At 70.4% G+C, this 25,857-nt stretch carries 26 protein-coding genes; 20 read left to right on the top strand and 6 right to left on the bottom strand.

The genetic code is table 11. The features are described from left to right. Window positions 1-23 precede the first annotated feature (23 nt). The 6 genes from ABD204_RS10880 to mvk are packed head-to-tail and all read right to left on the bottom strand — an operon-like array spanning window position 24 to window position 6,373. Window positions 24-1,187: a hydroxymethylglutaryl-CoA synthase gene (locus tag ABD204_RS10880; protein ID WP_194424841.1), complete on the bottom strand. Its 1,164-nt coding sequence runs from the start codon at window positions 1,185-1,187 to the stop codon at window positions 24-26. Beyond that, on the bottom strand, window positions 1,184-2,233 hold the full coding sequence (locus tag ABD204_RS10875; protein ID WP_194424842.1) for a hydroxymethylglutaryl-CoA reductase: 1,050 nt from the start codon (window positions 2,231-2,233) through the stop codon (window positions 1,184-1,186). Before ABD204_RS10875 ends, ABD204_RS10880 begins: the two co-directional genes overlap by 4 nt. Further along, entirely contained in the window at window positions 2,223-3,296 is a 1,074-nt protein-coding gene (gene fni / locus ABD204_RS10870; RefSeq protein WP_194424843.1) for a type 2 isopentenyl-diphosphate Delta-isomerase, read from the bottom strand. Before fni ends, ABD204_RS10875 begins: the two co-directional genes overlap by 11 nt. After that, window positions 3,286-4,395 (bottom strand): phosphomevalonate kinase, encoded by a 1,110-nt coding sequence (locus ABD204_RS10865; protein WP_194424844.1) that lies wholly within the window; start codon window positions 4,393-4,395, stop codon window positions 3,286-3,288. The genes fni and ABD204_RS10865 overlap by 11 nt, the downstream gene beginning before the upstream one ends. Further along, a complete protein-coding gene (mvaD, locus tag ABD204_RS10860; RefSeq protein WP_194424845.1) occupies window positions 4,392-5,351 on the bottom strand; it encodes a diphosphomevalonate decarboxylase in 960 nt (319 codons plus the stop codon). Before mvaD ends, ABD204_RS10865 begins: the two co-directional genes overlap by 4 nt. Next, on the bottom strand, window positions 5,348-6,373 hold the full coding sequence (mvk, locus tag ABD204_RS10855; protein ID WP_194424846.1) for a mevalonate kinase: 1,026 nt from the start codon (window positions 6,371-6,373) through the stop codon (window positions 5,348-5,350). The genes mvaD and mvk overlap by 4 nt, the downstream gene beginning before the upstream one ends. A gap of 88 nt (window positions 6,374-6,461) precedes the next feature. On the opposite strand from mvk, the gene pyrR reads away from it, so the two are divergent. The 20 genes from pyrR to ABD204_RS10755 all read left to right on the top strand — a co-directional run bounded on the left by pyrR (window position 6,462) and on the right by ABD204_RS10755 (window position 25,856). After that, window positions 6,462-7,037 (top strand): bifunctional pyr operon transcriptional regulator/uracil phosphoribosyltransferase PyrR, encoded by a 576-nt coding sequence (gene pyrR, locus ABD204_RS10850; protein WP_277816681.1) that lies wholly within the window; start codon window positions 6,462-6,464, stop codon window positions 7,035-7,037. Next, the gene (locus tag ABD204_RS10845; RefSeq protein WP_194424848.1) at window positions 7,034-8,005 is read left to right on the top strand and encodes an aspartate carbamoyltransferase catalytic subunit; all 972 of its coding nucleotides are present in this window, start codon (window positions 7,034-7,036) and stop codon (window positions 8,003-8,005) included. The genes pyrR and ABD204_RS10845 overlap by 4 nt, the downstream gene beginning before the upstream one ends. Then, window positions 8,002-9,333 carry a dihydroorotase gene (locus ABD204_RS10840; RefSeq protein ID WP_194424849.1) on the top strand — a complete coding sequence of 444 codons (1,332 nt, stop codon included), beginning with the start codon at window positions 8,002-8,004 and terminating at the stop codon, window positions 9,331-9,333. Before ABD204_RS10845 ends, ABD204_RS10840 begins: the two co-directional genes overlap by 4 nt. Then, window positions 9,330-9,833 (top strand): PH-like domain-containing protein, encoded by a 504-nt coding sequence (locus tag ABD204_RS10835; protein ID WP_194424850.1) that lies wholly within the window; start codon window positions 9,330-9,332, stop codon window positions 9,831-9,833. Before ABD204_RS10840 ends, ABD204_RS10835 begins: the two co-directional genes overlap by 4 nt. Continuing rightward, the gene (carA, locus tag ABD204_RS10830; protein ID WP_194424851.1) at window positions 9,830-11,005 is read left to right on the top strand and encodes a glutamine-hydrolyzing carbamoyl-phosphate synthase small subunit; all 1,176 of its coding nucleotides are present in this window, start codon (window positions 9,830-9,832) and stop codon (window positions 11,003-11,005) included. The genes ABD204_RS10835 and carA overlap by 4 nt, the downstream gene beginning before the upstream one ends. Next, the gene (gene carB / locus ABD204_RS10825; RefSeq protein WP_194424852.1) at window positions 11,005-14,292 is read left to right on the top strand and encodes a carbamoyl-phosphate synthase large subunit; all 3,288 of its coding nucleotides are present in this window, start codon (window positions 11,005-11,007) and stop codon (window positions 14,290-14,292) included. Before carA ends, carB begins: the two co-directional genes overlap by 1 nt. After that, window positions 14,289-15,128, top strand: a complete 840-nt coding sequence (pyrF, locus tag ABD204_RS10820; RefSeq protein ID WP_194424853.1) for an orotidine-5'-phosphate decarboxylase — start codon at window positions 14,289-14,291, stop codon at window positions 15,126-15,128. Before carB ends, pyrF begins: the two co-directional genes overlap by 4 nt. Next, window positions 15,125-16,048, top strand: a complete 924-nt coding sequence (gene gmk, locus ABD204_RS10815) for a guanylate kinase (RefSeq protein ID WP_194424854.1) — start codon at window positions 15,125-15,127, stop codon at window positions 16,046-16,048. Before pyrF ends, gmk begins: the two co-directional genes overlap by 4 nt. Window positions 16,049-16,092: 44 nt before the next feature. Beyond that, the gene (rpoZ, locus tag ABD204_RS10810) at window positions 16,093-16,347 is read left to right on the top strand and encodes a DNA-directed RNA polymerase subunit omega (protein WP_071043502.1); all 255 of its coding nucleotides are present in this window, start codon (window positions 16,093-16,095) and stop codon (window positions 16,345-16,347) included. A gap of 92 nt (window positions 16,348-16,439) precedes the next feature. Then, window positions 16,440-17,633 (top strand): methionine adenosyltransferase, encoded by a 1,194-nt coding sequence (gene metK / locus ABD204_RS10805; RefSeq protein WP_194424855.1) that lies wholly within the window; start codon window positions 16,440-16,442, stop codon window positions 17,631-17,633. A 16-nt stretch (window positions 17,634-17,649) separates the two neighbouring features. Next, entirely contained in the window at window positions 17,650-19,632 is a 1,983-nt protein-coding gene (locus tag ABD204_RS10800; RefSeq protein ID WP_322597622.1) for a primosomal protein N' family DNA-binding protein, read from the top strand. Between the two features lie 7 nt (window positions 19,633-19,639). After that, window positions 19,640-20,560: a methionyl-tRNA formyltransferase gene (gene fmt / locus ABD204_RS10795; protein WP_194424857.1), complete on the top strand. Its 921-nt coding sequence runs from the start codon at window positions 19,640-19,642 to the stop codon at window positions 20,558-20,560. Beyond that, entirely contained in the window at window positions 20,557-21,921 is a 1,365-nt protein-coding gene (locus ABD204_RS10790; protein WP_194424858.1) for an RsmB/NOP family class I SAM-dependent RNA methyltransferase, read from the top strand. The genes fmt and ABD204_RS10790 overlap by 4 nt, the downstream gene beginning before the upstream one ends. 26 nt (window positions 21,922-21,947) lie before the next feature. Next, on the top strand, window positions 21,948-22,616 hold the full coding sequence (gene rpe, locus ABD204_RS10785; RefSeq protein ID WP_322597623.1) for a ribulose-phosphate 3-epimerase: 669 nt from the start codon (window positions 21,948-21,950) through the stop codon (window positions 22,614-22,616). Between the two features lie 68 nt (window positions 22,617-22,684). Continuing rightward, on the top strand, window positions 22,685-22,948 hold the full coding sequence (locus tag ABD204_RS10780; protein ID WP_194424860.1) for a phosphoribosyl-ATP diphosphatase: 264 nt from the start codon (window positions 22,685-22,687) through the stop codon (window positions 22,946-22,948). 43 nt (window positions 22,949-22,991) lie between these two features. Beyond that, window positions 22,992-23,834: an ATP phosphoribosyltransferase gene (hisG, locus tag ABD204_RS10775; RefSeq protein ID WP_194424861.1), complete on the top strand. Its 843-nt coding sequence runs from the start codon at window positions 22,992-22,994 to the stop codon at window positions 23,832-23,834. 1 nt (window position 23,835) lies between these two features. After that, the gene (gene hisF / locus ABD204_RS10770; RefSeq protein WP_194424862.1) at window positions 23,836-24,627 is read left to right on the top strand and encodes an imidazole glycerol phosphate synthase subunit HisF; all 792 of its coding nucleotides are present in this window, start codon (window positions 23,836-23,838) and stop codon (window positions 24,625-24,627) included. After that, window positions 24,624-24,977, top strand: a complete 354-nt coding sequence (hisI, locus tag ABD204_RS10765) for a phosphoribosyl-AMP cyclohydrolase (protein ID WP_194424863.1) — start codon at window positions 24,624-24,626, stop codon at window positions 24,975-24,977. Before hisF ends, hisI begins: the two co-directional genes overlap by 4 nt. Then, entirely contained in the window at window positions 24,974-25,585 is a 612-nt protein-coding gene (locus ABD204_RS10760; RefSeq protein WP_194424864.1) for a Trp biosynthesis-associated membrane protein, read from the top strand. The genes hisI and ABD204_RS10760 overlap by 4 nt, the downstream gene beginning before the upstream one ends. Window positions 25,586-25,625: 40 nt before the next feature. Beyond that, complete coding sequence (locus tag ABD204_RS10755; protein WP_194424865.1) at window positions 25,626-25,856, top strand: DUF6704 family protein; 231 nt, start codon at window positions 25,626-25,628, stop codon at window positions 25,854-25,856. The last annotated feature ends 1 nt before the right edge of the window (window position 25,857 follow it).

Genomic DNA, 25,857 nt, shown 5'->3' with positions numbered 1-25,857 from the left:
CGGCGTCTCCGGTCGGCGGCGGTTCAGTCGCGCGTGTACCGGCGGGCGCGACCGACGATACCCGCGAAGTGGAACGGGCCGGCCGAGACCGCGTCGACGGTGATGTCGTTCGTCGTGTCACGAGGCACACCGCGGTGCAGCGCCCGGTAGTCCGCCACGGACACCGGCACGCGCGCATCGAGCATCTGCTCGGTACGCTCACGTCGCATGACCTCTCGGTAGCCGGGCCGGACGATCCCGGTGAAGAACTCGCCCACCGCACCGGAGCCGTAACTGAAGAGCCCGACGCGGGCGCCTGCGAGGTCGTCGTCGGCATCGAGCACGGCGGCCAGCGCGAAGAAGAGTGACGCCGTGTAGCTGTTGCCGATGCGACGGTTGTAGAACGTCGAGGGGAGGAACGTCTCCAGCGGGAGATCGACCCCGGTGTGTTCGGCCAGGCGACGGTGTGCCTTCTCCGCCATGCGGGTGAAGGGCTGGTGGTGGCAGAAGCGATCGATTTCACCGACGTCGACGCCGCCTTGCGCGCGATAGTCGTCCCACGCGCCGGTGAAGGCGTCCAGATACGCGTCGATGGACAGTTTGCCTTCCACCATCGCGACGTCGCTGTCGTTGGGACGCCAGAAATCGTCGATGTCCGCGGTCCAGACACCCGTCGGCCCGGGTATCTCCAACAGATCGGGGTCTGCTGCGACGAGCATGGCGACCGCACCGGCGCCCTGCGTGGGCTCGGCCGCGGTGTCGATACCGTAGCGAGCGACATCGCTGGTGATGATGAGCACACGTTCGCGCGGGTCGCGCGCCACGATCCCCATCGCCATCTGCAGCGCGGCGGTACCGCCGTAGCACGCCTGCTTCAGCTCCACGACGCGGCACGACGACGGCAGGCCCAGCAGCCGGTGTACGAACACGCCGGCCGCCTTGGACTGATCGACCCCGGTCTCGGTGGCGAACAGCACGGTGCGGATGCCGGCGGTGCCGTGCCGCTCCAGGATGGGTGCGGCGGCCGCGGCCCCCATGGTGACGATGTCTTCGTCGGGGGCGGGGACGCTCATCTGGTCCTGGCCCAGTCCCTTGTGGAACTTCGCCGGCTCGACACCGGTGGCGTACGCGAGATCGGCGAGATCGAGCACGCGGGAGCCGGTGGCGACGGCGAGATCGTGGATTCCGATGACGGGTGCGGTGTTCATGCTCTGCCTCCTGCGCGGCGCTCCATCAGCACATGCGATTGCATCAATTCTCCGGGATTGGTCTGTGCCGCCAGCAGGGACAACTCCCCGCACAGCACGGTCGCGGCGATGAGACCGGCCAGCCGCCGTGCGCCCGCGCCGGACTCTTCGAGGTCGCGGCACCCGAGACGCTCGATCGCCTGATCCACACCGGGGAGGTCCTTGCCGTTGCCCACGGTGCCGACGATGAGGTTGGGCAGAGTGCACGAGAACAGCAGGTCGCCCTCGCCCCGCTGCTCGGCGTAGGTGATGCCCTGTGACCCCTCGACGATGTTGGCGGCGTCCTGACCGGTGGCGAGATAGAACGCCAGCAACATGTTGGCGTAGTGGGCGTTGGCCGAGCGCAGAGCGCCGGCGACGGTGGAGCCGACGAGGTTCTTGCGCACGTTCAACTCCACCATCCGCGTCGCGCTCGTGCGCAGCTGCGCGTCGACGAGATCACTCGGGATGAGCATCTCCGCCACCACGCTGCGACCGCGCCCGAGGATGCCGTTGACGGCGGTGGCCTTCTTGTCCGAGCAGTAGTTTCCGGAGATCGAGCCGTACTCGAGCTCCGGGCGCCACGTCAGAATCGTCTCCATGAGCGACTGTGCCGCGAGGGTGACCATGTTGTGGCCCGACGCGTCACCGGTGGTCAGCGCGAAGCGCACGAACAGGAGGTGACCGACGATCTCCGTGTCGAGGTCGATGAGCTTCGCGTGACGGCTCTGCGCGGCCACGACGGCGGCGAGGTCGTCGAAACGGTCCGACAGGGCCCGCGAGGCCGCGACCGCCGCTGCCGCGGACGGCGCGACGAACAGGCTGGAACGTGTCATCCGCTCGTCCACGACGGAGATGCGGATGCCGTCGTCGACCAGGCGCGAGATCCGCGCGCCGCGCCCGACCGACGGCCACAGCGGTGACTCGTAGGTGGCCAGGGGCACGCTCTGCTCGCCCTCGACGTCTCCCGAGAGCTTCAGCGGACCGACCCATCGGGTCGGTATCGGCGTGACGAGGTCATCGGACATTGCTGCTCCTTCCGAGGGTGCGCTGTGCGAGCGCCGACAGGTCGACGCCGCGTGCGGCGCAGAACTCCGCGGTGGCTCCGCCGACGACGACGTCGGTGGAGCGCAGTGCCGCCAGGTCTTCGGCTCCGAGCAGTGCCAGGAGCGAGGTCAGATGCATCGCCCAGTCCGAGATCCGCTCGCGGAGCGCCTCGGCGCCGCCGTCGAGGACGACTGACAGGAAGGATCCGGAGACGCCGACCCCGCGGGCGCCCAGCGCGAGCGCCCGCGCGACATCGAGTGGGGAGCGTACGCCGCCCGAGGCCAGCAGCTCCGGCGCACCGGCCGGGGCGTCGAGAAGGCAGGCGACGGCGGACTGCCCCCATCCCTCGAGGTAGGTGTAGTCGCGTCGCGGACGACGCTCGTTCTCCACCCGGACGAAGTCGGTGCCACCGTTTCCGGACACGTCGGCGTAGGCCACTCCGATGTCGGCGAGGCGCTGCAGGGTGCGCGCGCTCAGTCCGAAGCCGACCTCTTTGACGATGACCGGCACGTCCACCGCGGCGACGATCCGCTCCAGTGACGCCGGCCACGTCGAGAAGGACCGGCTCCCCTCGGGCATCACGGTCTCCTGGACGGCGTTCACGTGGACCTGGAGCGCGTCGGCGTCGAGCAGCTCGACGGCGCGCAACGCGTCGTCGGCGCTGCGCTCGACGCCGAGGTTGGCCATCACGAAGCCGTCCGGGTTCTCGTCGCGCAGCACCCGGAACGTGGAGGCGACGTCGGGGTCGCCCAGGGCGATGCTCACCGATCCGGATGCGATGGCCACGCCGGTCTCGCGCGCCGCGATGGCCAGATCGCGGTTGACGGCGCCGGTCATCTCGCTGCCGCCGGTCATGGCGTTGATGTAGAACGGCAGTGGCAACCGGGTGCCGGCGATTTCTGTGTGCAGCGAGACACGATCCGCGTCGATCCCGTCGAGCGCGTGGTGCACGAACGTGACGTCGTCGAATCCGTTGACCCGCGCGCCGGCGGCCTGCTGCGCGGCCGCGAGCCGTACGTGGTCGTCTTTCCGATCACCCGACACGGCGACCTCCTTCCCGTTCGGCCACGGCGAGCGGCAGGGGGTGGATCCCGTTCGCGCGCCAGTCGGCCTCGAGGGCTGCGCGGTCGAAGTCCGGTCCGACCAGGGCGATTCCGCAATCGCCGCCGCCGGCCCCGGAGGGCTTGGCCGCCGCGCCCCTCACTTCGATGATGTCGCACATCCGACCCAGGGCGGCGGTTTCTATCGCCACTGCGCTGTGATCGCCCAATCGGCGGAGGACACCCCGCGCGTCGCGCAGCGCGTGTTGCGCCGCCTCGAGATCCCCGGCGTCGAAGGCGTCGCGGAGCGCGAGGACGGCATCCCGCGAGTCGGAGAGGAACCGGTCATGGTCGATTTCGCCGTCGGCGATGGCGGTCCGGACGGCGGCTACCAGGGATGTCGTGGAGGCAGGCGCCCCCGTCCAGCCGACGACCAGTCCCATCCCCGCCGGCGGTGTGAGGTGAAGTATCCCTCCACGGTCCCAGGCCGGCGCGGTGAGGAGCTCATCGATGGTGCGTCCCGCTGCCGCCGCGGCGGCGAGGGCGTCCCGATCGGGGGAGCGGTAGAGGATCCATCCTCCGAACGCGCTGGCGGCGACGTCCCCGCCGCTGGCCGTGGGCGCGACCGAGATGGTGGCCAGCATGGCCAGACGGTACTCCTCGAGCGGGGACAGACCCAGCCCGAGGTGACGCCCCACCGCGCGGACGACACCGACGGTGACCGCCGCCGACGATCCGAGGCCGTACTTGCGGCCGGAGCCGTGATCGAGACCACTGTCGATGTCGATGTCGAACGCGCTCACCGGGACCCCCCGGGAACGCCGCAACGCATCGACCACCGTGAGGGCGGCGACGACGTAGTCCGAGCCGTGGTGCGGCGGAGCGACCTCGATGCCGGTCGGGCCGGGCATCCAACGGAGGGAGGGGTATCCGGGGGAGTGCACCTCGCGCGTGGCCGACGTCGGATCGAGCGTCACCGTGATGCCAAGGTCCACCGCTGCCAGGATCGCGGGCTCTCCCGGGTTCACCACCGCGTACTCGCCGGCGATGAACAGCTTGCCGGGAACGTGGACGACGAGTCGATCGCGTGCGGTCCCGGTCACGCGGCGGGCTCCCGGGAGGCCGATCCCGGTCCGGGGCGCGCCACGACGACCTCCGCGAGTGCGCCGATGCGCTCCGCGACGACCGCGGTGTCCTCCGGCGGGCAGATCACGCAGACATTCGGCCCCGCATCGGCGGTGGCCCACGCCCGGAGGCCCTCCGCGCGCAGCCGCGCGACGGCGTCGAAGATCGACCAGCTCACCGGGGTGAGGTACCGGATGGAGGGGTCGCTGCCTTGGATGACCGCGTGCATGCGCAACGCGTTGGTCTCGGTGATCCGGCCGAGCCGGTCGAGATCACCCGCCCGGCAGGCCTCGAGTGCGGACTCCAGGGTCTGGGCGGTGGAGGTGATCCACGCGGGGTAGAACGGGGAGGTCAGCGCGGTGCGCTTCATCGCTTCGCGGCTGGAGACGGCCTTCTCTCCGGCATCGACGGTCGCGATGACCATCTCGATCGCGGGGGCCTCGACCGGTTCCGCGAACGACCGCTCGTCGTCACCCGCGTGCCACACGGCGAATCGGGGGATGATGGAGCGGGCCGCGGATCCGGAGCCTCTCCGGGCCAGTCGGCTCAGCGCACGAGTGTCCAGGTGGAGTCCGTACGCCTCGGACGCGGCCTGGGCGAGCGCCGCGAACCCCGACGCGGATGAGGCGAGGCCGGCTGCCGAGGGAACCGTGTTCCAACTCACCACCTCCGCGCGGTCGTCGCGCCCCGCGAGACCGCGCACGTGGTCGAGGAAGCGCACGACCCGCTCGCGCACCGTCCCGTCGCGTTCGACGCCGTTGAGCACCACGCGGTCGGCGTGATCGTCGGTGGTGCGCACCGTCGTGGTCGTCGGGAAGATGTCGAGGGTCATCGACAGGCTCCCCGTCGCGGGGAGGTTCGCGGCGGTGTCGGCCTTGCCCCAGTACTTCACCAGCGCGATGTTGGGGTGGGCCTGCGCGGTGGCGACGGTCATGCGATCTCCATGTGGGTGGTCCAGGCCGCGGGTGCCCCGGCGGTGCGCAGGCGCGCGACGAGCTCGGCGGCATGGTCGGGGTCGTGTGCGAGAGCCAGGATGCATCCGCCCCGACCGCCGCCGGTCAGCTTGGCGCCGGGCGCACCGGCCGCGCGGGCCGCTGTGGCGAGGTGGTCCAGAGCCCGGTCGCCCACGCCGAGAACGCCCAGGTGTCGGTGGGCGTCGTCCATGGTCGTGCCCAGTCCTTCGACGTCGCCGTCCGAGATCTGGATGCGTGCGCGGGTGGTCAACGCCGACAACGCCGAGATCGCGTGGTCGAACACCGCGGGGGAGGACTGCTTGAGCGCCCGGACGGACTCGACCGCCTCGCGGGTGCGTCCGCGCACTCCCGAATCGGCGACCACCAGATGCAGCGGTGCGCCCACGGAGATGTGCTCGACGGTGCCGCGACGGAACCAGATCGGGCCGGAAGCGCACACGGCGCGTGCGTCCAGTCCGCTGGGAGAACCGTGGGCGGCGCGCTCGGCGTCCTGGACGAGGTCGAATCGTTCGTCCGGAGTGAGGGTGCGGCCGCGCGCTTGCGAAACGGCGCTGACGACGGCCGCCGCCACGGCGGCGCTGGAGCCCACCCCGCGCTCGGAGGGGATGTCGCTGTCGATGCGCACATGGACGCCGCCGAGGGCCGGATCATCCGTGCCGAGGGCCGCACGGACGGCGGTCACGGTGGGGCGGAGCCGGTCGGGTGCGGAGGAGAGAAGGCCGTGGAAGAGGGCGCTGTCGACGCGTGAGGCCTGCGTCGTGGTCGTCGCCTCGGCGCGGGCGCTGATCGAGGTGATCGGCAACGCGATCGCCGGGTGACCGTACACCACGGAGTGCTCGCCGAGGAGGATCACTTTGCCGGTGGCACGGCCTCGCCCGGTTCGAACCGGAGGGTCCCCGAGGAGAGCGTCGGCGGAGCGGGACGCGCGGGGCTGGGTGGGAGCGTCCCCGCGGAGGGCGCTCGCGTCGATCTCAGGGGTCATAGCGGGCGCCGAACAGCCTAACAGTCGGGGCTCGGCGGGGGCGGGGTGTCGGCCGTGCGGGGGCTCGGTGGGCTAAGGTGTGACCCGAATGCAACCTTTAACGCCGTCCCGTGAGACGGAGAAGGGAGCGACGATGAGCACGCGCACCGTGCTGCACGACGCTGACATGAGTCGGGCGCTGACCCGGATCGCCCACGAGATCCTCGAGTCGAACAAGGGGCCGGACTCCCTGGTCATCCTCGGGATCCCCACCCGCGGTGTCACCCTCGCCCGGCGCATCGCCGGCCTGGTCTCCCGCTTCGGCGGCGCCGAGGTCCCCGCCGGGTCGCTGGATGTGACCATGTACCGCGACGACCTCCACCGCAATCCCACACGTTCCCCGCGCCCCACGGAGATCCCCGCGGGCGGCATCGACGGCAGGACCGTCGTCCTCGTCGACGACGTCCTCTTCTCCGGCCGAAGCATCCGCGCGGCGCTGGACGCCCTCCAGGACATCGGGCGCCCCGCTGCGGTGCGTCTGGCGATCCTCGTGGACCGCGGGCACCGCGAGCTCCCGATCCGCCCGGACTTCGTCGGCAAGAACCTGCCCAGCGCACGCGACGAGCGTGTGAACGTGCGGGTCCTGGAGGTCGACGGGGTCGACGAGGTGGCGATCGGATCATGAGGCACCTGCTCGATACCCGGTCACTTCGCCGCGCGGAGGCGGTGGGCATCCTCGACGTCGCCGAGGACATGGCCGAAACCCAGCTGCGCGAGGTCAAGAAACTCCCGACCCTGCGCGGGAAGACCGTCGTCAACCTCTTCTTCGAGGACTCCACCCGCACCCGCATCTCATTCGAGGCGGCCGCCAAGCGGCTCTCCGCCGACGTCATCAACTTCTCCGCCAAGGGCTCGAGCGTGTCGAAAGGGGAATCCCTCCAGGACACCGCCCAGACGCTGCAGGCGATGGGCGCCGACGCGGTCGTGATCCGTCACGGTGCTTCGGGTGCGCCCCAGACACTCGCCACGAGTGGGTGGATCAGCGCCGGCGTGGTCAATGCGGGCGACGGGACCCACGAGCACCCGACGCAGGCGCTCCTGGACGCGTTCACGATCCGCAAGCGCACGCACGGCGCCGCGAGTCGGGGTCGCGACCTGGACGGTCTTCACGTGGCGATCGTCGGCGACATCCTGCACTCGCGGGTCGCCCGATCGAACGTCTGGCTGTTGACCACCCTGGGCGCACGGGTCACGCTCGTGGCTCCGCCCACGCTTGTGCCGCAGGATGTCTCGGCCTGGCCCGTCACCGTGCGCTACGACCTCGACGAGGCGATCGCGGACGCCCCCGACGCCCTCATGATGCTGCGTATCCAGGCGGAGCGGATGAACGCGGCGTATTTCCCCACTGAGCGGGAGTATTCCCGCCGGTGGGGGCTGGACCCGCTGCGTCTGGAGGCCCTGCCGACAGGTAGCATGGTCCTGCATCCGGGTCCGATGAACCGCGGCCTGGAGATCTCGGCGGCCGCCGCCGATTCCCCCCGAGCAACTGTGCTGGAGCAGGTCGCGAACGGCGTGTCCGTGCGCATGGCCGTGCTCTACCTCCTGCTGGCGGGCGACCAGTCCAGCGCGAACGAGAAGGAGGAAGGCCGATGAGCACCCTTCACGACGGTGCCGCGGGAGGCGCCCCCGTCCTCTACCGCGGTGTGCGGATCAACGGGGACGATCCTTGCGACCTGGTGGTCGAGGGCGGCCTCATCACCTCCCTCGACGGAGATGCGCCCGCAGGGGCCAAGAGCGTCGACGCCGACGGGCTCATCGCTTTGCCCGGCCTGGTCGATCTTCACGTGCATCTGCGCGAACCCGGGTTCGAGGCCTCCGAGACGATCCTCACCGGATCGCGCGCGGCCGCGGCAGGCGGGTACAGTGCCGTCTTCGCGATGCCGAACACCTCGCCCGTGGCCGACACCGCCGGCGTCGTGGAGCAGGAACTCGCGCTCGGGGAATCGGCCGGATACGTGCATGTCCAGCCCATCGGGGCGGTCACCGTCGGCCAGCGCGGCGAGCGGCTCGCCGAACTCGGGGCGATGGCCTCGTCGCGTGCCCGGGTCCGCGTGTTCAGCGACGACGGGTCTTGCGTGTGGGATCCGCTGATCATGCGCAGAGCGCTCGAATACGTCAAGTCCTTCGACGGCGTGGTCGCGCAGCACGCGCAAGACCCGCGGTTGACCGAGGGCGCCCAGATGAACGAGGGCACCGTGTCGGCCGAACTGGGCCTGGCCGGGTGGCCCGCCGTCGCCGAGGAGTCGATCATCGCGCGGGACGTGCTGCTCGCCGAGCACGTGGGCTCCCGGTTGCACGTGTGCCACCTCTCGACGGCGGGTTCGGTGGAGATCATCCGCTGGGCCAAGGCCCGAGGCGTGGACGTCACCGCCGAGGTGACCCCCCACCATCTGCTTCTCACCGAGGAGCTCGTGCGCGGATACGACCCCCGCTTCAAGGTGAACCCCCCGCTTCGACGCGACGAAGACGTGCGGGCCGTGCGGGAAGGCCTGGCCGACGGCACGATCGACATCGTCGCCACCGATCATGCGCCGCATCCGGTCGAGGCGAAATCGTGCGAGTGGGGGGCGGCCGCGCACGGCATGGTCGGACTCGAGAGCGCCGTGCGCGTGGTCCAGCAGAGCATGGTCGACACCGGGATGCTCGGGTGGGGCGATGTCGCCCGCGTCATGTCTGCGGCCCCCGCGCGAATCGGTCGACTCGCCGGGTACGGTACGGCGATCGAGGCGGGCGCACCCGCCTCGTTCACCCTCTACGACCCGCGTCCGGCCCGTCCGTTCACGGTCGCAGACCTGCGCGGACGAAGCGTGAACTCGCCCTATCTCGGTCGGGAGCTGCCCGGCGAGGTGCGGTGGACCGTCACGCACGGGCGGATCACGGTCGCCGACGGCGAGCTGGTCGACCTGGAGGGTCTCGCGTGACCCGGGAGGCCGCACTGCTGGTGGTGATGGCCGTCGCGGTGGCGCTTCTGGTGCTCGCCGCCTTCGGCTGGTGGCGCCGGTCCCGGCGCGATCGCGCCTTCGTACCGCCGATCGGGGAGATCCCCGCCGGGGCCACCGAGCGCGATCGGTTCCGCGCCCTCTATGTGGCCACCACCCGCGCGGACGAGCCGCTGGAGCGGCTGGCCATCCGCGGGATGGGTTTCCGCGCGGCGGCGGAGGTCGTCATCACCGACCGGGGGGTCGCCCTCCGACTCGCGGGGGAGCGTCCGCTCTTCCTGGCACGCACCCGTCTGCGGGACGTCGGTCAGTCCACCGTCGCGATCGACCGGGTGGTCGAACGGGACGGCCTCGTCCGCCTGTCATGGCGGATCACCGACGACACTGTCGTCGACACCTACCTCCGGCCGCAGGACTCCTCGGCCCGCGCTCTCGCCGACGCCCTCGGCGCATCCCTCACCCCGACAGGAGCAGACGCATGACTTCGCTGCTGACCACAGACCCCGCGGTCCTCGTCCTGGAAGACGGTTCCCGACACCCGGGGCGCGCCTACGGCGCGCGCGGGACGACCCTCGGCGAGGTCGTCTTCGCCACCGGCATGACCGGCTACCAGGAGACCCTCACCGATCCGTCGTACGCCGGTCAGATCGTGCTGCAGACGGCGCCGCACATCGGCAACACCGGCATGAACGCCGAGGACCGAGAGTCGCGACGCATCTGGGTCGCCGGCTACATCGTGCGCGACCCCTCCCGCATCGTGTCCAACTGGCGCTCCGAGGAGTCGCTCGACGACTCGCTCGCGGCCGATGGGATCGTGGGGATCAGCGGCGTCGACACGCGCGCGGTCACCCGCCGGATCCGGTCGGTCGGCAGTATGCGCGGCGGTGTGTTCTCCGGTGACGCGGCCGCCCTGGACGCGGAGGAGCAGCTGCGCATCGTGCGCGAAGCGCCCGAGATGACGGGGCGCAACCTGTCCGCAGAGGTCTCCGTCGCCGCGGTGGAGGTCACCCCGGCTCAGGGCGAGCGCATCGGAAACCTCGCGGTGCTCGACCTCGGCGTCAAGCAGGCCACCATCGTCAATCTCGCCGCGCGCGGTTTCGACGTGCACGTTTTCCCGCAGAGCGCGACCGTCGAGGACATCCTCGCGATCGACCCGGTCGCCGCGTTCTACTCGAACGGGCCCGGCGACCCGGCCGCCAGCGACGCCCACGTGCAGCTGCTGCGCGGCATCCTGGATGCCAAGCTGCCGTTCTTCGGCATCTGCTTCGGAAACCAGCTCCTGGGCCGCGCACTCGGCTTCGGCACCTACAAGCTCCCCTTCGGGCACCGCGGCATCAACCAGCCCGTGCTGGACAAGGCGACAGGCCGCGTGGAGATCACGTCGCAGAACCACGGGTTCGCCGTCGACGCCCCACTGGAAGGTACCGTCGACAGCCCCCACGGCTACGGCCGTGTGGAGGTCAGCCACATCGGGCTGAACGACCAGGTCGTGGAGGGGATCCGCGCCTTGGACATCCCGGCCTTCAGCGTTCAGTACCACCCCGAGGCGGCAGCAGGCCCGCACGATGCGAACTACCTGTTCGACCGCTTCCGCGACATGGTGACCGACACCCTGTCCGCCCGACACAACGACGCCCAGGAGGGTGGCCTCTGATGCCCAAGCGCGATGACATCCAGTCCGTCCTCGTGATCGGTTCCGGCCCGATCGTGATCGGTCAGGCATGCGAGTTCGACTACTCCGGCACCCAAGCGTGCCGCGTCCTCCGCGAGGAGGGGGTGCGGGTGATCCTCGTGAACTCCAACCCCGCGACGATCATGACCGACCCCGACTTCGCCGACGCGACCTACATCGAACCGATCTCGCCCGAGGTCATCGAGACGATCCTCGCGAAGGAGAAGCCCGACGCGATCCTGCCGACCTTGGGCGGTCAGACGGCACTGAACGCCGCGATGGCCCTGCACGACCGCGGGATCCTCGAGAAGTACGACGTGGAACTCATCGGAGCGAACGTCGACGCGATCCGCAAGGGGGAGGACCGCCAGGTCTTCAAGGAGCTCGTCATCGAATCCGGTGCCGACGTCGCGCAGAGCCGCATCTGCCACACCATGGACGAGGTCATCTCGGGGGCCGGGGAACTCGGCTACCCCCTGGTGGTGCGTCCCTCGTTCACCATGGGGGGCCTGGGTAGCGGCTTCGCATTCGACGAGTCCGACCTGCGCCGCATCGCCGGCGCGGGCTTGCGCGACTCTCCCACACACGAGGTCCTGCTCGAGGAGTCGATCCTCGGCTGGAAGGAGTACGAGCTCGAGCTGATGCGGGACAGCGCCGACAATACGGTCGTCGTCTGCTCGATCGAGAACGTCGACCCGGTGGGCGTGCACACCGGCGACTCGATCACGGTGGCGCCGGCACTGACCCTCACCGACCGCGAGTACCAGAAGCTGCGCGACATCGGCATCGACATCATCCGCGCGGTGGGGGTGGACACCGGCGGGTGCAACATCCAGTTCGCCGTCGATCCGGCCACCGGGCGCATCATCGTCATCGAGATGAATCCCCGCGTGTCCCGTTCGTCCGCGCTTGCGTCCAAGGCGACGGGCTTCCCGATCGCGAAGATCGCCGCGAAGCTCGCCATCGGCTATCGGTTGGACGAGATCCCCAACGACATCACGAAGGTCACTCCCGCGAGCTTCGAGCCGACGCTTGACTACGTCGTGGTGAAGGTGCCCCGCTTCAACTTCGAGAAGTTCCCGAAGGCCGACACCACCCTCACGACGACCATGAAGTCGGTCGGTGAGGCGATGGCGATCGGACGCAACTACACCACCGCGCTGCAGAAGGCCCTCCGATCGCTCGAGAAGCGCGGTTCGAGCTTCCACTGGGGCGAAGAGGAGCGCACCGTGGAGGAGTTGCTGGAGATCGCCAAGACCCCGACCGACGGGCGGATCGTCGTGCTGCAGCAGGCGATGCGCAAGGGCGCGACGGTCGCGCAGGCCTTCGACGCGACGAGCATCGACCCCTGGTTCCTGGACCAGATGGCGCTCATCAACGAGGTCGCGGAGGAGATCCGTGGCGCTGCCGAGCTGGACTCCGCCGTCCTGCGCCTGGCGAAGGACCACGGCTTCTCGGACGCGCAGATCGCCCAGTTGCGCGGCGTGGACGAAGCCGAGGTGCGTGGAGTGCGCCACGGGCTGGACATCCGCCCCGTCTACAAGACGGTCGACACGTGCGCGGGCGAGTTCCCCGCCCTCACGCCCTACCACTACTCGAGCTATGACACCGAGACGGAGGTCACGCCGTCGCAGCGCACGAAGGTGGTCATCATCGGCTCGGGACCGAACCGTATCGGCCAGGGTGTGGAGTTCGACTACTCCTGCGTCCACGCCTCGTTCGCGCTCAGCGACGCCGGCTACGAGACGATCATGGTCAACTGCAACCCGGAGACGGTCTCGACCGACTACGACACCTCCGACCGGCTCTACTTCGAGCCGTTGACCCTCGAGGACGTCCTCGAGGTGCTGCACGCCGAATCGCGGTCGGGGGAGATCCTCGGCGTGGTCTGCCAATTGGGTGGTCAGACCCCCCTCGGGCTGGCGAAGGGCATCGAGGATGCCGGGTACACGATCCTGGGAACCAGCCCGGCCGCGATCGACCTCGCGGAGGAGCGTGGGCTGTTCAGCGGCATCCTCGACGCGGCGGGCCTGGTCGCGCCCCGGCACGGGACGGCGACGGATGTCGACGAGGCCGTCGCCGTGGCCGAGGACATCGGCTACCCGGTCCTGGTGCGTCCGAGTTTCGTCCTCGGTGGTCGCGGTATGGAGATCGTCTACGACACGGCGAGCCTGCACGACTACTTCGTCCGGATCGCAGATCAGGCCATCATCGGTCCCGGCCTGCCCCTGCTCGTGGATCGGTTCCTCGACGACGCGATCGAGATCGACGTCGACGCCCTCTTCGACGGCGAACAGCTCTACATCGGGGGTGTCATGGAGCACCTCGAGGAAGCCGGCATCCACTCCGGCGATTCGAGTTGCACGCTCCCGCCGATCTCACTGGGACGCACCGATGTGGACCGTGTCCGTACCGCGACCCTCGCGATCGCGCAGGGCATCGGGGTGCGGGGCCTGCTGAACGTGCAGTTCGCGATCAGCGCCGGTGTCCTGTACGTCATCGAGGCGAACCCGCGGGCCAGTCGCACGGTTCCGTTCGTGTCCAAGGCGCTGGGCATCCCGCTGGCCAAGGCGGCTTCGCGCGTGATGGCCGGATCGAGCATCGCCGGGCTGATCGACGAAGGGCTCCTTCCCGCGGCCGACGGCTCGCGCGTGCCGCTGGACGCGCCGGTGTCCGTGAAGGAGGCGGTGCTCCCGTTCAAGCGCTTCCGCACCGCGGACGGCGAGACGGTCGACTCGCTCCTCGGCCCCGAGATGCGCTCGACCGGCGAGGTGATGGGGATCGACCGCGACTTCCCGACCGCGTTCGCAAAGAGCCAGCAGGCCGCCTACGGTGGGATGCCGACCTCCGGGACCGTGTTCATCTCGGTCGCCGACGACGACAAGCGCGCGATCATCCTCCCGGCCCATCGGCTGCGCGAGCTCGGATTCGATCTCGTGGCCACCGAGGGGACCGCGGAGATCCTGGCACGAAACGGTATCGCGGTGAAGGTTGTGGCGAAGTACTCCGAGACCCAGGAGTCCGGTGGCGCGAACGTGGTCGACCTGATCAACGCCGGCAGCATCGACATGGTCGTGAACACACCGTCGGGGGGCATGGCACGCGCCGACGGATATGAGATCCGTGCGGCGGCGGTGGCGGCGGACAAGGCCCTGTTCACCACGATCGCTCTCCTCGGTGCCGCGGTGAGTGCCCTGCCGGCGCTGCGCGAGGGGTTCGAGGTGCGGAGCCTCCAGGAGTACGCCGCGGACCGCGGCCGACGCGCATGACGGGCTTCGGGCAACGAGTGCGGTCGGTCCTCACCACGAGCGGTCCGCTCTGCGTGGGGATCGACCCGCACCCGGGGCTGCTCGCCGACTGGGGCCTCCCCGTCAGCGCGGTCGGCGCCCGCGAGTTCGGCCTCCGCGTGATCGACGCGGCGGCCGATGCGCAGGTGGCGATCGTCAAACCGCAGGTGTCGTTCTTCGAGCGCTACGGGTCGACCGGCTTCGCCGCCCTCGAGGACGTGCTGCGCGCAGGACGGGAGGCCGGCCTGATCACGATCGCCGACGCAAAGCGTGGCGACATCGGCTCGACCATGCAGGCGTACGCCGAGGCGTGGCTGACGCCGGGTTCCCCGCTGGAGGCCGACGCTCTGACGGTCAACCCGTACCTCGGCGTCGGTGCACTCGCCTCGGCCGCCGAGCTGGCGTACGCGCACGGAAAGGGGCTGTTCGCCCTCGTGGCGACGAGCAACCCCGAGGGGGTGGCGCTCCAGCGTTCCCGAGCCGAGGGCGGCCGGACCGTCGCGCGTGCGGTGCTCGACGAGGTCGGCGCGCTCAACGGCCGCCTCACCGCGCCGGGCGAGTGGGGAGGCGTCGGAGTCGTGATCGGCGCCACGGTCTCTTGGCACGAGACCGGCCTCGCCGTGACCGGGCCACCCGCGCCCATCCTCGCGCCCGGCTTCGGCTTCCAGGGCGCCCGGGCGCAGGACCTCGTGGGGATCTTCGGGGCGGACGCCCCGACGGTCATCGCGAGCGAGAGCCGCAGCATCCTCTCGGCGGGGCCGGACGGCCTCGCCGGAGCCATCCGAGACCGCTCTGAGCACTACGGGAGCGAGCGATGACCGTCACCTCACGACCTCCTGACGTCGACCGGATCGCCGCCTCGCGGCGGGCGGTCCAAGCGCGCCGCGCCCGCGCGGCGCTGAAGAAGGACATCGCGATGCGGGTCGTCGCGCCCCAGGACGTGCTCGAGCGCAGCGCGGATCCGGGGGATGCCCCGGCGGCGACGCTGCGGGTGACGGAGTTCCTGACGGCGTTGCCGGCGATCGGCGCCGGAAAGCGCGACCGGGTGCTCGGCGAGCTCGGCATCTCGCCGGTCAAACGCCTCGGCGGCCTGGGTGCACGCCAGCGCGCGGCCCTCGCGGCGTGGCTCGACGACCGGTTCCCGCCGGTACGGCCGCGTGCCGGTCGTAGCCGTCTCGTCGTGCTCGCCGGGCCGACCGCTGTCGGGAAGGGGACGGTCGCCGCACACATCGCCGCCCATCACCCGGAGATCCATCTGTCGGTCTCGGCGACGACACGGCCTCCCCGCCCCGGTGAGGTGGACGGCACCCACTATTACTTCGTCGACGACGACGAGTTCGACCGGATGATCGCCGACGGCGAGCTGCTGGAATTCGCGACAGTGCACAACCGATATCGGTACGGCACCCCTCGACGCCCGATCGAGGCCGCCCTCGCCGACGGGCGGAGTGTGCTGCTGGAGATCGACCTGCAGGGTGCGCGCCAGGTGCGGGCGGCGGACCCGGCCGCGACACTGGTGTTCCTCCTCCCTCCCAGCTGGGACGAACTGGTCGAGCGTTTGGTCGGGCGGGGCACGGAGGATGACGAGGAACGGGCCCGCAGACTGCGTACGGCGAAGGTCGAATTGGCCGCGCAGAACGAGTTCGACCATCGTGTCGTCAACGACACCGTCGCCGAAGCCGCCCGCAAGGTCGTAGAATTGTCCGAAGCGCCCGCGCGGTACTCGTCGCGCGCCTGACGCGCCGTCGACTCACCGCCACCGTCCGAACCAGGAGGTTCCCCATGGCCGGAACGAATCAGGGCATCATCGAGCCCCCCATCGACGCTCTCCTCGAGAAGGTCGATTCGAAGTACCAGCTCGTGATCTACGCATCCAAGCGTGCGCGTCAGATCAACGACTACTACTCCGATCTGCACGAGGGCAACCTCTTCGACAACGTCGGGCCGCTGGTCGACTCGACCGTCGAGGACAAGCCGCTCACGATCGCCATGCACGAGATCCACGAGGACAAGCTGCGCCTTCGCGCCGCCGAGTGATCCCGCCGACATCACCGGCCGCATGACCACGTCATGTCGGCCGGTGATGTCATACTGCCCGCGACCGTGATCCCCGTCTTCCTGGAGCCCCGATGAGCAACCTGCGCCTGTTCACCTCCGAGTCCGTGACCGAGGGGCATCCCGACAAGATCTGCGACCAGATCTCCGACAGCATCCTCGATGCGATCCTCGCCGAGGACCCGGAGGGTCGTGTGGCGGTCGAGACCCTCGTCACCACCGGGCTCGTCCACGTGGCCGGCGAGGTCTCCACCCGCGCCTACGTGGAGATCCCCGCGATAGTGCGCGATGTCGTCAACCGCATCGGCTACACCAGTAGCGAGACGGGTTTCGACGGCGACTCCTGCGGGGTGAGCGTCTCGATCGGCGCACAGTCTTCGGACATCGCCGCGGGCGTGAACAAGGCGTTCGAACAGCGTGAGCGCGGGTCGGTGGATCCGGCCGACGAACAGGGCGCCGGCGACCAGGGCATCATGTTCGGGTACGCCACCGACGAGACGCCGCAGCTCATGCCCATCGCGGCATGGACCGCCCATCGCATGGCCGAGCGACTCGCCGACCTGCGTCGAGGCGGGCGGTTGCCGTTCCTGCGCCCCGACGGCAAGACGCAGGTGACCCTCGGGTTCGACGGCGGTGTGCCGAAAACCGTCGAGTCGGTCGTGTTGTCCACGCAGCACCATCCGGACATCTCGCAGGATGACCTCCGCGAGCGGGTGCGCGCGGAGGTCATCGACCCCGTGCTGGCCGACACCGGGCTCGATCTGCCCGACGTGCAGTACTTCATCAACCCCGCCGGACCGTTCGTGGTGGGCGGGCCCAAGGGCGACGCCGGCCTCACCGGACGCAAGATCATCATCGACACCTACGGAGGGGCCTCCCGCCACGGCGGCGGCGCCTTCAGCGGGAAGGACCCGTCGAAGGTGGACCGCTCGGCGGCGTACGCGATGCGCTGGGTCGCCAAGAACGCCGTCGCGGCGGGACTCGCGGACCGCATCGAGGTACAGGTCGCGTACGCGATCGGCAAGGCCAGTCCGGTCGGTCTGTACGTGGAGACCTTCGGATCGGGTCACGTCGCCGACGAGACCATCACCCGTGCCATCCGGGACGTGTTCGACCTGCGACCGAAGGCGATCATCGACCGGCTCGACCTGCAACGTCCGATCTACGCGGAGACGGCGGCATACGGGCACTTCGGGCGGGACCTCCCGACCTTCACGTGGGAGCGCACCGACCGCGTCGACGAGCTTCGCGCCGCCGCCGGACTCTGAGGTGTCGGCCCGCCGCGTGGCGCGGGTGCTGGTCGATTCCCCGCTGCCCCAGCTGGACCGGCTCTTCGACTACGCCGTCCCGCGGGAGCTCGTCGACAGCGCGTCCGCCGGCGTCCGGGTCAAGGTGCCGCTACGCACGGCCGGGCGAACCGTGGAGGGATGGATCGTCGAAATCGTCGACGAGGAGCCCTCCGACCGGCCGCTGTCCGACGTGGATGAGGTCGTCTCACCTGTTCCGGTGCTGCCCGAGCGTCTCTACGCGCTCGCACGGCGGGTCGCCGATCGCTCCGCAGGATCGGCCAGCGGAGTGCTGAAAGTGGCCGTTCCTCGTCGCATGGTGCGTGCCGAGAAGGCACACCTGTCCGCCGGCACGGTCCCGACGCCCCGCGTCGACGACGTCGCGCGAGCGTGGGCCTACGAGCGACTGTCGGTCTTCCCCGGCGCCGAAGACCTGCTCCGCACGGGCGGGCGCGGAGCGATGTCGGCGCCGCCGGGCGTCGAGCCGGTCACTTCGGAAGGGGACGGGGCGCACACCCCGTATGTGGGCTCCTGGGCCCACATACTCGCCGCGATGGCCGTCGAGGGACTGTCACGAGGCCGCAGCACGATCATCGTCGTGCCCGATCACCGGGACCAGGATCAGGTCGAGAAGGTCCTGCGTGCGCGGCTCCCCGACGAGGCGGTCGTCCGATCGGACGCCCGGCAGAGCGGTCCGGCGCGGTATGCGGCCTACCTCCGCATGCTCGCCGAGGCGCCATGTGTCGTCGTCGGCAACCGGTCTGCGGTGTACGCCCCGGCGGCGGCGCTCGGCGCGGTGATCATCTGGGATGACGGGGATCCGCTGCTGGCCGAACCGCTCAGCCCGGGGGTCCACGCCCGCGACGCCGCCCTCGTACGGCAAGAGGCGGAGGGGTGCGCACTGGTCCTTGCGGGGCTCACCCGGACCACCGACGTCGAACGCCTGGTGTCGGTGGGATGGCTGCACGAGATCGCGCCGGCCCGCCGCGTCATCCCCAAGACCCTCCTCAGCGCCACCCGGGAGGGCGAAGGCCGCGGTCAGCGCATCCCCTCGGCGGCGTTCGCCGCAGCACGCGAGGCGCTGCAGCACGGCCCGGTGCTCGTGCAGGTTGCGCGGCCCGGCTATGCACCCGTCCTGGTCTGCGCCTCCTGCCGTCATCCGGCACGATGCGCGCACTGCGCCGGACCCCTCCGCGCGGTGCGCCACGGGGCCGTCCCGGCATGCGGCTGGTGTGGACGTTCGGCGCCCGCGTGGACCTGTGCGGAGTGCGCGGGGACGACCCTGCGTATGGCGTCTTCGGGCAGTGAACGCACGGCGGACGAACTGGGACGGGCGTTCGCCGGCGTGCGGATCGTCGTCGCCGACGGCGAGCATCCCGTCACCCATGTCGACGGCCGGCCCTCGGTGGTGGTGGCCACGCGCGGCGCAGAGCCGATCGCCGAGGGCGGATACCGTGCCGTCGTCTTGTTGGACGCCGAGCGGATGTTGTTGGCGGAGGACCTCCGCATCGGGGAGTCCTGTCTCCGGTGGTGGTCCAACGCCGCCGCCTTGGCCGCGCCCGGCGCCCCCGTCCATCTGGTGGGTGTCGCCGGTCCCGTCGCGCGGGCGTTCGCGACATGGAACCAGCCCGCATACGCCCGCGCCGAACTGGCCGAACGGGCACCGTTGCGGATGCCCCCGACGGTCCGCGTCGCGGCGCTCGAAGGAGACCGGCGCGCCGTGACCGAGGCGCTGGCCACTGTCCGCTCCGATGTCGACCGGCTCGACGACGGCAGCATCCTCGGACCGGTCGAGACCGAGGGCGGGGGAGTGCGCGCGCTCGTACGCTTCGACTACGCCGTCGGTCCCGCCGTGGCGCAGAGCCTGCGATCCTCACTCGTCGCGGCCGCCCTTCGTTCCCGCAAGCCCGCCAAGGGGCGTGTCCGCACCCCCGGCAATACACTCAGAGTCCGGGTCGACGTACCCGATCTCGATCTGTGAGGAGTCCATGCGTCTCGTCTTCGCCGGCACACCCGACCCGGCTGTCCCCTCGCTGTCCGCCCTCGCGCGCAGCTCCCACGAGATCGCCACGGTGATCACACGTCCCGATGCGCCGCGCGGCCGCAAGCGCGTGCTGACCCCGTCACCGGTCGCCGCCGCGGCGCAGGAGCTCGGGATCGACACCCTCAAGACCGCGCGCCTCGATGAGGACGCCACGGCCCGGATCTCGGAGGTCGGCCCGGATCTGGGGGTGATCGTCGCCTACGGCGGGCTTGTGCGCGAGCCCCTGCTGAGCGTGCCGGCACACGGCTGGATCAACCTGCACTTCAGCCTCCTGCCCCGCTGGCGGGGCGCGGCACCGGTGCAGCACGCCCTCATCGCGGGCGACCGTGTCACCGGGGCGGCCGTGTTCCGCCTGGTGGCCGCGCTCGATGCCGGCGACGTCTTCGCGCAACGGGAGGTACCTGTACACCCCGAGGAGACCGCCGGAGAACTGCTCCACCGTCTCGCGGAGCACGGTGCGGAGCTGCTGCTGGAGGTCGTCGACGAAATCGCCGCCGGGAACGCCCTCGCGCGCCCGCAGACCGGTGAGCCCACGCTGGCCCCCAAACTGACCATCGACGACGGTCGTATCCGGTGGGAAGAACCCACCGGGCGCGTGCTCGACCGGATCCGGGGCACCACTCCCGAGCCCGGTGCGCACACCACGGTCGACGGCGCGCGGCTGAAGGTCCTCCGTGCCGAGGCGGTCCACGACGTCGGTCACCTCGAGCCGGGACAGGTGGTGTGGGCGGACAAACGTGTGCTGGTGGGCACCCGCGACGGCGCGATCGCCCTCCTCGAGGTCCAGCCCGCCGGCCGGGGCGCCATGTCGGCCGCCGACTGGTGGCGCGGTCTACGCCGTGACGAGCTCAGGGTCGACTCATGACCGGCGCGCGGCAGGTCGCCTACGACACACTCCGTGCGGTCCACGAGTCCGACGCGTATGCGAACCTGCTGCTGCCGACCGCGATCGAACGGGCGGGCCTGTCCGAGGCCGACGCGGCGCTGGCCACCGAACTGACCTACGGGACACTGCGACGTCGGGGCACCTACGACGCGGTGATCGGCATCGCCGCCGACCGGGCGCCTTCGAGCATCGATCCCGGGATCCTCGACGCCCTCCGACTCGGTGTCCACCAGCTGCTGGCCACGCGGGTCGCTTCGCACGCCGCCGTGAATGAATCCGTGACCCTGGCCCGACGCGCCGGCGGGCGTGGCGCCGCGGGGTTCGCCAACGCCGTCCTCCGGCGCGTGTCCCGCGACACGCCGGGCGAGTGGTCGGACCGCGTGGTGCGTACCGCGAGGTCGGACGACGAAGCGATCGCCTTGGCCACCTCCCATCCGGTGTGGGTCATCCGTGCGTTCCGCCGTGCGCTGGCCGCCGAGGGGCGCGCGGACGAACTGGACGCGTTGCTGACCGCCGACAACGTCGCCCCACGGGTGACGATGGCGGCCCTCACCGGCCTCGCGGAACCCGGCCCGGAGGCCAGACGGACGCCGTTCTCGCCGCTGGGCTTCCGCCTCGGCGGCGGCGCGCCCGAGGCCGCCGTCACCGATTCGGGCGGACGCGTGCGGGTCCAGGACGAGGGGTCGCAGCTGGCCGCTCTCGCCCTGACGCGGTCACGTCCGGTGCAGGAGGGGGAGCGTTGGCTCGACCTGTGCGCCGGACCGGGCGGGAAGACGGCGATCCTCGCCGCGGAGGCACTGTCCGCAGGGGCGCGCCTGGACGCGAACGAGGTGTCTCCGGCGCGGGCCGGACTCGTGCGGCGATCCATCGCCGGTGTCCCGCTGGAGGTCGAGGTGACCGAGCGCGACGGACGCGACCTCACCGCGGAGCGCCCGGGCACATACGACCGGATCTTGGTGGACGCGCCCTGCACGGGCCTGGGTGCCCTGCGACGCCGGCCCGAGGCGCGGTGGCGCAAGGCGCCGGGTGACGTGCCCGAATTGACCGCGTTGCAGAGTGCGTTGCTGACGGGTTCGATCGAGGCGCTCGCCCCCGGTGGGGTCGTCGCCTATGTCACCTGTTCCCCGCATCTGGCCGAGACCGCCGGCGTCGTCGCCGAGGTTCGCCGTCGGTTCGGCGACGCGATCGAGGAGCTCGACGCACGTGATGTCGTGCGGCGGCTGGCCGTCTCCGAGCCCGACCTCGCGGAGCAGACGGACGGATCCGGCCGCGCACAACTGTGGCCACACCGGCACAACACCGATGCGATGTCCATCACTTTGCTCCGTCGACGTGCGTGAGGCGGCGGGGGAAGAATAATGGGGGTGTGAGCGACATCCGCATCAATCCCAGCATCCTCGCGGCCGACTTCGTCAACATGCAGGCCGAGCTCGCCCGAATCGCGTCGGCGGACTTCGTGCACGTGGATGTGATGGACAACCACTTCGTGCCCAATCTGACGTTCGGACCGCAGATGGTCGAACGCATCCAGGCGACCAGCCCGGTCCCGCTGGACGTGCACTTGATGATCGACGAACCCGAGCGTTGGGCGCCGGGCTATGCGGAGATCGGCGCGGCGTCGGTGACGTTCCACCTCGAGGCGTCCACCGAACCGGTGGCGCTGGCGCGACGGCTGCGACAGATCGGCGCACGCGCCGGTGTCGCGGTCAAACCGGACACACCGGTCGAGGGGCTGTTCGAGGTCCTCGACGAATTCGACCAGATCCTCGTCATGACCGTCGAGCCCGGGTTCGGCGGACAGTCCTTCCGCCCCGAGACGATGCCCAAGTTGCGAGCCCTCGCCGATCACGCACGGTCGGTCGGTTCGCGCGTCTGGCTGCAGGTCGACGGCGGGATCGCGGAATCGACGATCGCGCAGGCGGCGGAGTCCGGAGCCGACACCTTCGTCGCCGGTTCGGCCGTGTTCGGCGCAGACGAACCGGATGCCGCGATCGCCGCGCTGCGCTCACGCGCCGGGCATGCGCATCGCCACTGAACCCGCGCCGGGGCGCATCCGGGAGTCCGACGGACGGTCGGGGTGCGGGAGTTCGGTACGCTGGAGAGGTGAAGACCTTCGACGGCCTGTTCGGCGAGCTTGCGGCCAAGGCCGCGGAACGACCCGAAGGGTCGGGGACGGTGGCGCAGCTGGATGCCGGCGTGCATGCCATCGGCAAGAAGATCGTCGAGGAGGCCGCTGAGGTCTGGATGGCCGCGGAGTACGAGTCCGACGACGCGGCCGCCGAGGAGATCTCGCAACTCCTTTACCACCTGCAGGTGCTCATGCTCGCCAAGGGGCTGAGCCTGCAGGATGTCTACCGACATCTCTGAGCGCATCCCCCCACCCGCCGCCGGAGAAGAAAGTCCACTCACCATGCTTCGCATCGCCGTGCCCAACAAGGGCTCGCTCGCCGAGACCTCGGCGACCATGCTCGCCGAGGCCGGGTACACCGGTCGTCGTGACTCGAAGGAGCTGCACAAAGCCGACCCGGCCAACGGTGTCGAGTTCTTCTATCTGCGCCCGAAAGACATCGCGACCTACGTCGGATCGGGTGCACTCGATGTCGGCATCACCGGTCGCGATCTGCTGAAAGACGCGCGCATGCCCGGCGCCCGCGAGATCGAGGCCCTCGGCTTCGCCGGGTCCACGTTCCGGTTCGCCGCCCCTCCCGGGTCGTTCGGCGAGCTGACCGACCTCGAGGGAAGCCGCATCGCCACCTCGTACCCGGGCCTGGTCGACGCCTTCCTCGATGCACACGGCGTCGCCGTGGACCTCGTGCCGCTCGACGGTGCGGTGGAGTCTGCCGTCCGTCTCGGTGTGGCCGACGCCGTCGCCGATGTCGTCGAGACCGGCACGACCCTGCGCCAGGCCGGTCTCGAGGTCTTCGGGCCCCCGCTGCTCCAGTCCGAAGCGGTCTTGATCAGCGGCCCGGAGGATGCACCGGGTACCGAGACCCTGCTGCGCAGACTGCGCGGGGTCATGGTGGCGCGCCGCTATGTCATGGTCGACTACGACCTGCCCGCGTCCCTGGTCGACCGTGCCGTCGAGATCGCCGGCGGGATCGAGTCGCCGACCATCTCGCCGCTGCGGGACCCGGAGTGGGTCGCCGTGCGGGTGATGGTGGCCCGCTCGAGCGTCAACCGTGTCATGGACGAGCTGTACCAGCTCGGTGCACGGGCGATCCTCGTGACGGCCATCCACAACGCGAGGATCTGAGATGTCGGTCGTGTGCCGCGTCATCCCGTGCCTGGACGTCGCCGCCGGCCGCGTGGTGAAGGGGGTCAACTTCGAGAACCTCCGAGACATGGGCGACCCCGTGGAGCTCGCCCGGTTGTACTTCGCGCAGGGCGCCGATGAGCTCACCTTCCTGGACGTCACCGCGACCGTCGACGAGCGCTCCACGACCTACGACGTGGTTCAGCGCACGGCGGAGCAGGTCTTCATCCCCCTGACCGTCGGCGGCGGCGTGCGCACGCACGAGGATGTCGCCCGCCTCCTGGGTGTCGGCGCCGACAAGGTCGGGGTCAACTCCGCCGCCATCCGGCGCCCGGCCCTCATCGACGAGATCGCCGACCGCTTCGGGGCACAGGTGCTGGTGCTCTCCCTCGACGTCAAGCGGTCGCCGACGACACCCTCGGGTTTCGTGGTCACCACGCACGGCGGACGCACCGAGACCGACCGCGACGCCCTCTCGTGGGCGCGCGAGGCCATCGAACGCGGCGCCGGCGAGCTCCTGGTCAACTCCATCGACGCCGACGGCACCAAGGAGGGCTTCGACCTCGAGCTGGTCTCTCTCATGCGCGAGATCTCCTCCGTGCCGGTGATCGCCTCCGGGGGCGCCGGCGCCGTCGAGCACTTCGCACCCGCCGTGCGCGCCGGAGCGGACGCGGTGCTGGCCGCTTCCGTCTTCCACTCGGGTCAGTGCTCGGTCGGAGAGGTCAAGCGTGCGATGCGCGCCGACGGGATCGACGTGCGCGACAGCCGCCTGGCCACGGGGGAGGACGCATGACCGAGAGCGTGGACGACAAGATCGCCCGCGTCGCCTTCAACGCCGACGGCCTCGTCGCCGCGATCGTGCAGCAGTGGGACACGCGGGAAGTGCTCATGCTCGGGTGGATGGACGCCGAGGCACTCCGCCGAACTCTGACGCAGGGCCGGGTGACGTACTGGTCGCGGTCCCGTCAGAAGTATTGGCGAAAGGGCGACACATCGGGCCACTACCAGGAGGTCCGCGGCATGCGGCTCGACTGCGACGGCGACGCGATCCTCGTCAGCGTCGAACAGCACGGGCCGGCCTGCCACACCGGTACCCGGGCCTGTTTCGACGCCGACGACCTGTCCCCGGTGGTCGAGGGATGACGCGACGCCCGCGCAGCCTTGCGGTGCTCATGATCCTCGTCGCCGGAGCGCTCGGGGTCATATCCTCCACCCAGACCTGGCTCGTCGTGACCCTCGCGTCGGTCGAGGGTGAACAGCTTCCCGTCGCAGGCGCCGACGCCGTCCCGGTGCTCGCGCCCCTCAGCCTCGCCGCGTTGGCGCTCGGAGCTGCTCTGACGATCGTCGGCCGCGTCCTCGTCTACGCCTTCGGGGTGCTCACCGGGCTGCTCGGCGCCGTGGTCGCCGTCGCGTCCGCACGCGTGGCGATCGACACCCCCGTGGAGACGTACGCGTCCACCGTGACGGAGGCGACCGGGATCACAGGGCCACAGGCGGTGCGCGATCTGGTCTCCTCCACCGCCCTCACCCCTTGGCCCGTACTGACCGCGGTGGTGGCCGTCGTCATCGTCCTCGCCGGCGTTCTCACCCTCGTCACCGCGCACCGGTGGACCGGGAGCGGGCGTCGCTACCGTCAGGGGGTCGCCGACGACGCGACGGAGTCGGCCGGTCCCGGCGCCGACCCGTCGCGGCCGCGCGACGCGATCGACTCGTGGGACGACCTCTCACGGGGCGAGGATCCGACGTCCTGACCCGATAGACTTGAACGACCCGCGCAAACGGAGGAGATCCATGAGCAACCCCAACGGCGATCCCGGCCACGGCCACTCACCCGCAGCTTGGACCGCTGTGGTCATCATGCTCGTCGGCTTCGCCATCGGCACGACGGCCTTCTTCCTGGACATCCCGTGGCTCGTGTGGGCTTCGGCCGTGCTTGTGGTCGTGGGTCTCGTCGTCGGCTGGGTCATGGCCAAGGCCGGCTATGGCGTGAACGGTCCGAAGTACACCGCGAAAGAGCACTGAG

It is taken from the genome of Microbacterium aquimaris (assembly GCF_039531285.1).
GTDB classification, from domain to species: Bacteria; Actinomycetota; Actinomycetes; order Actinomycetales; family Microbacteriaceae; genus Microbacterium; species Microbacterium aquimaris.
The sequence above is the reverse complement of the archived record's forward strand: the minus strand, read 5'-3'. Positions and strand labels throughout refer to the sequence as shown.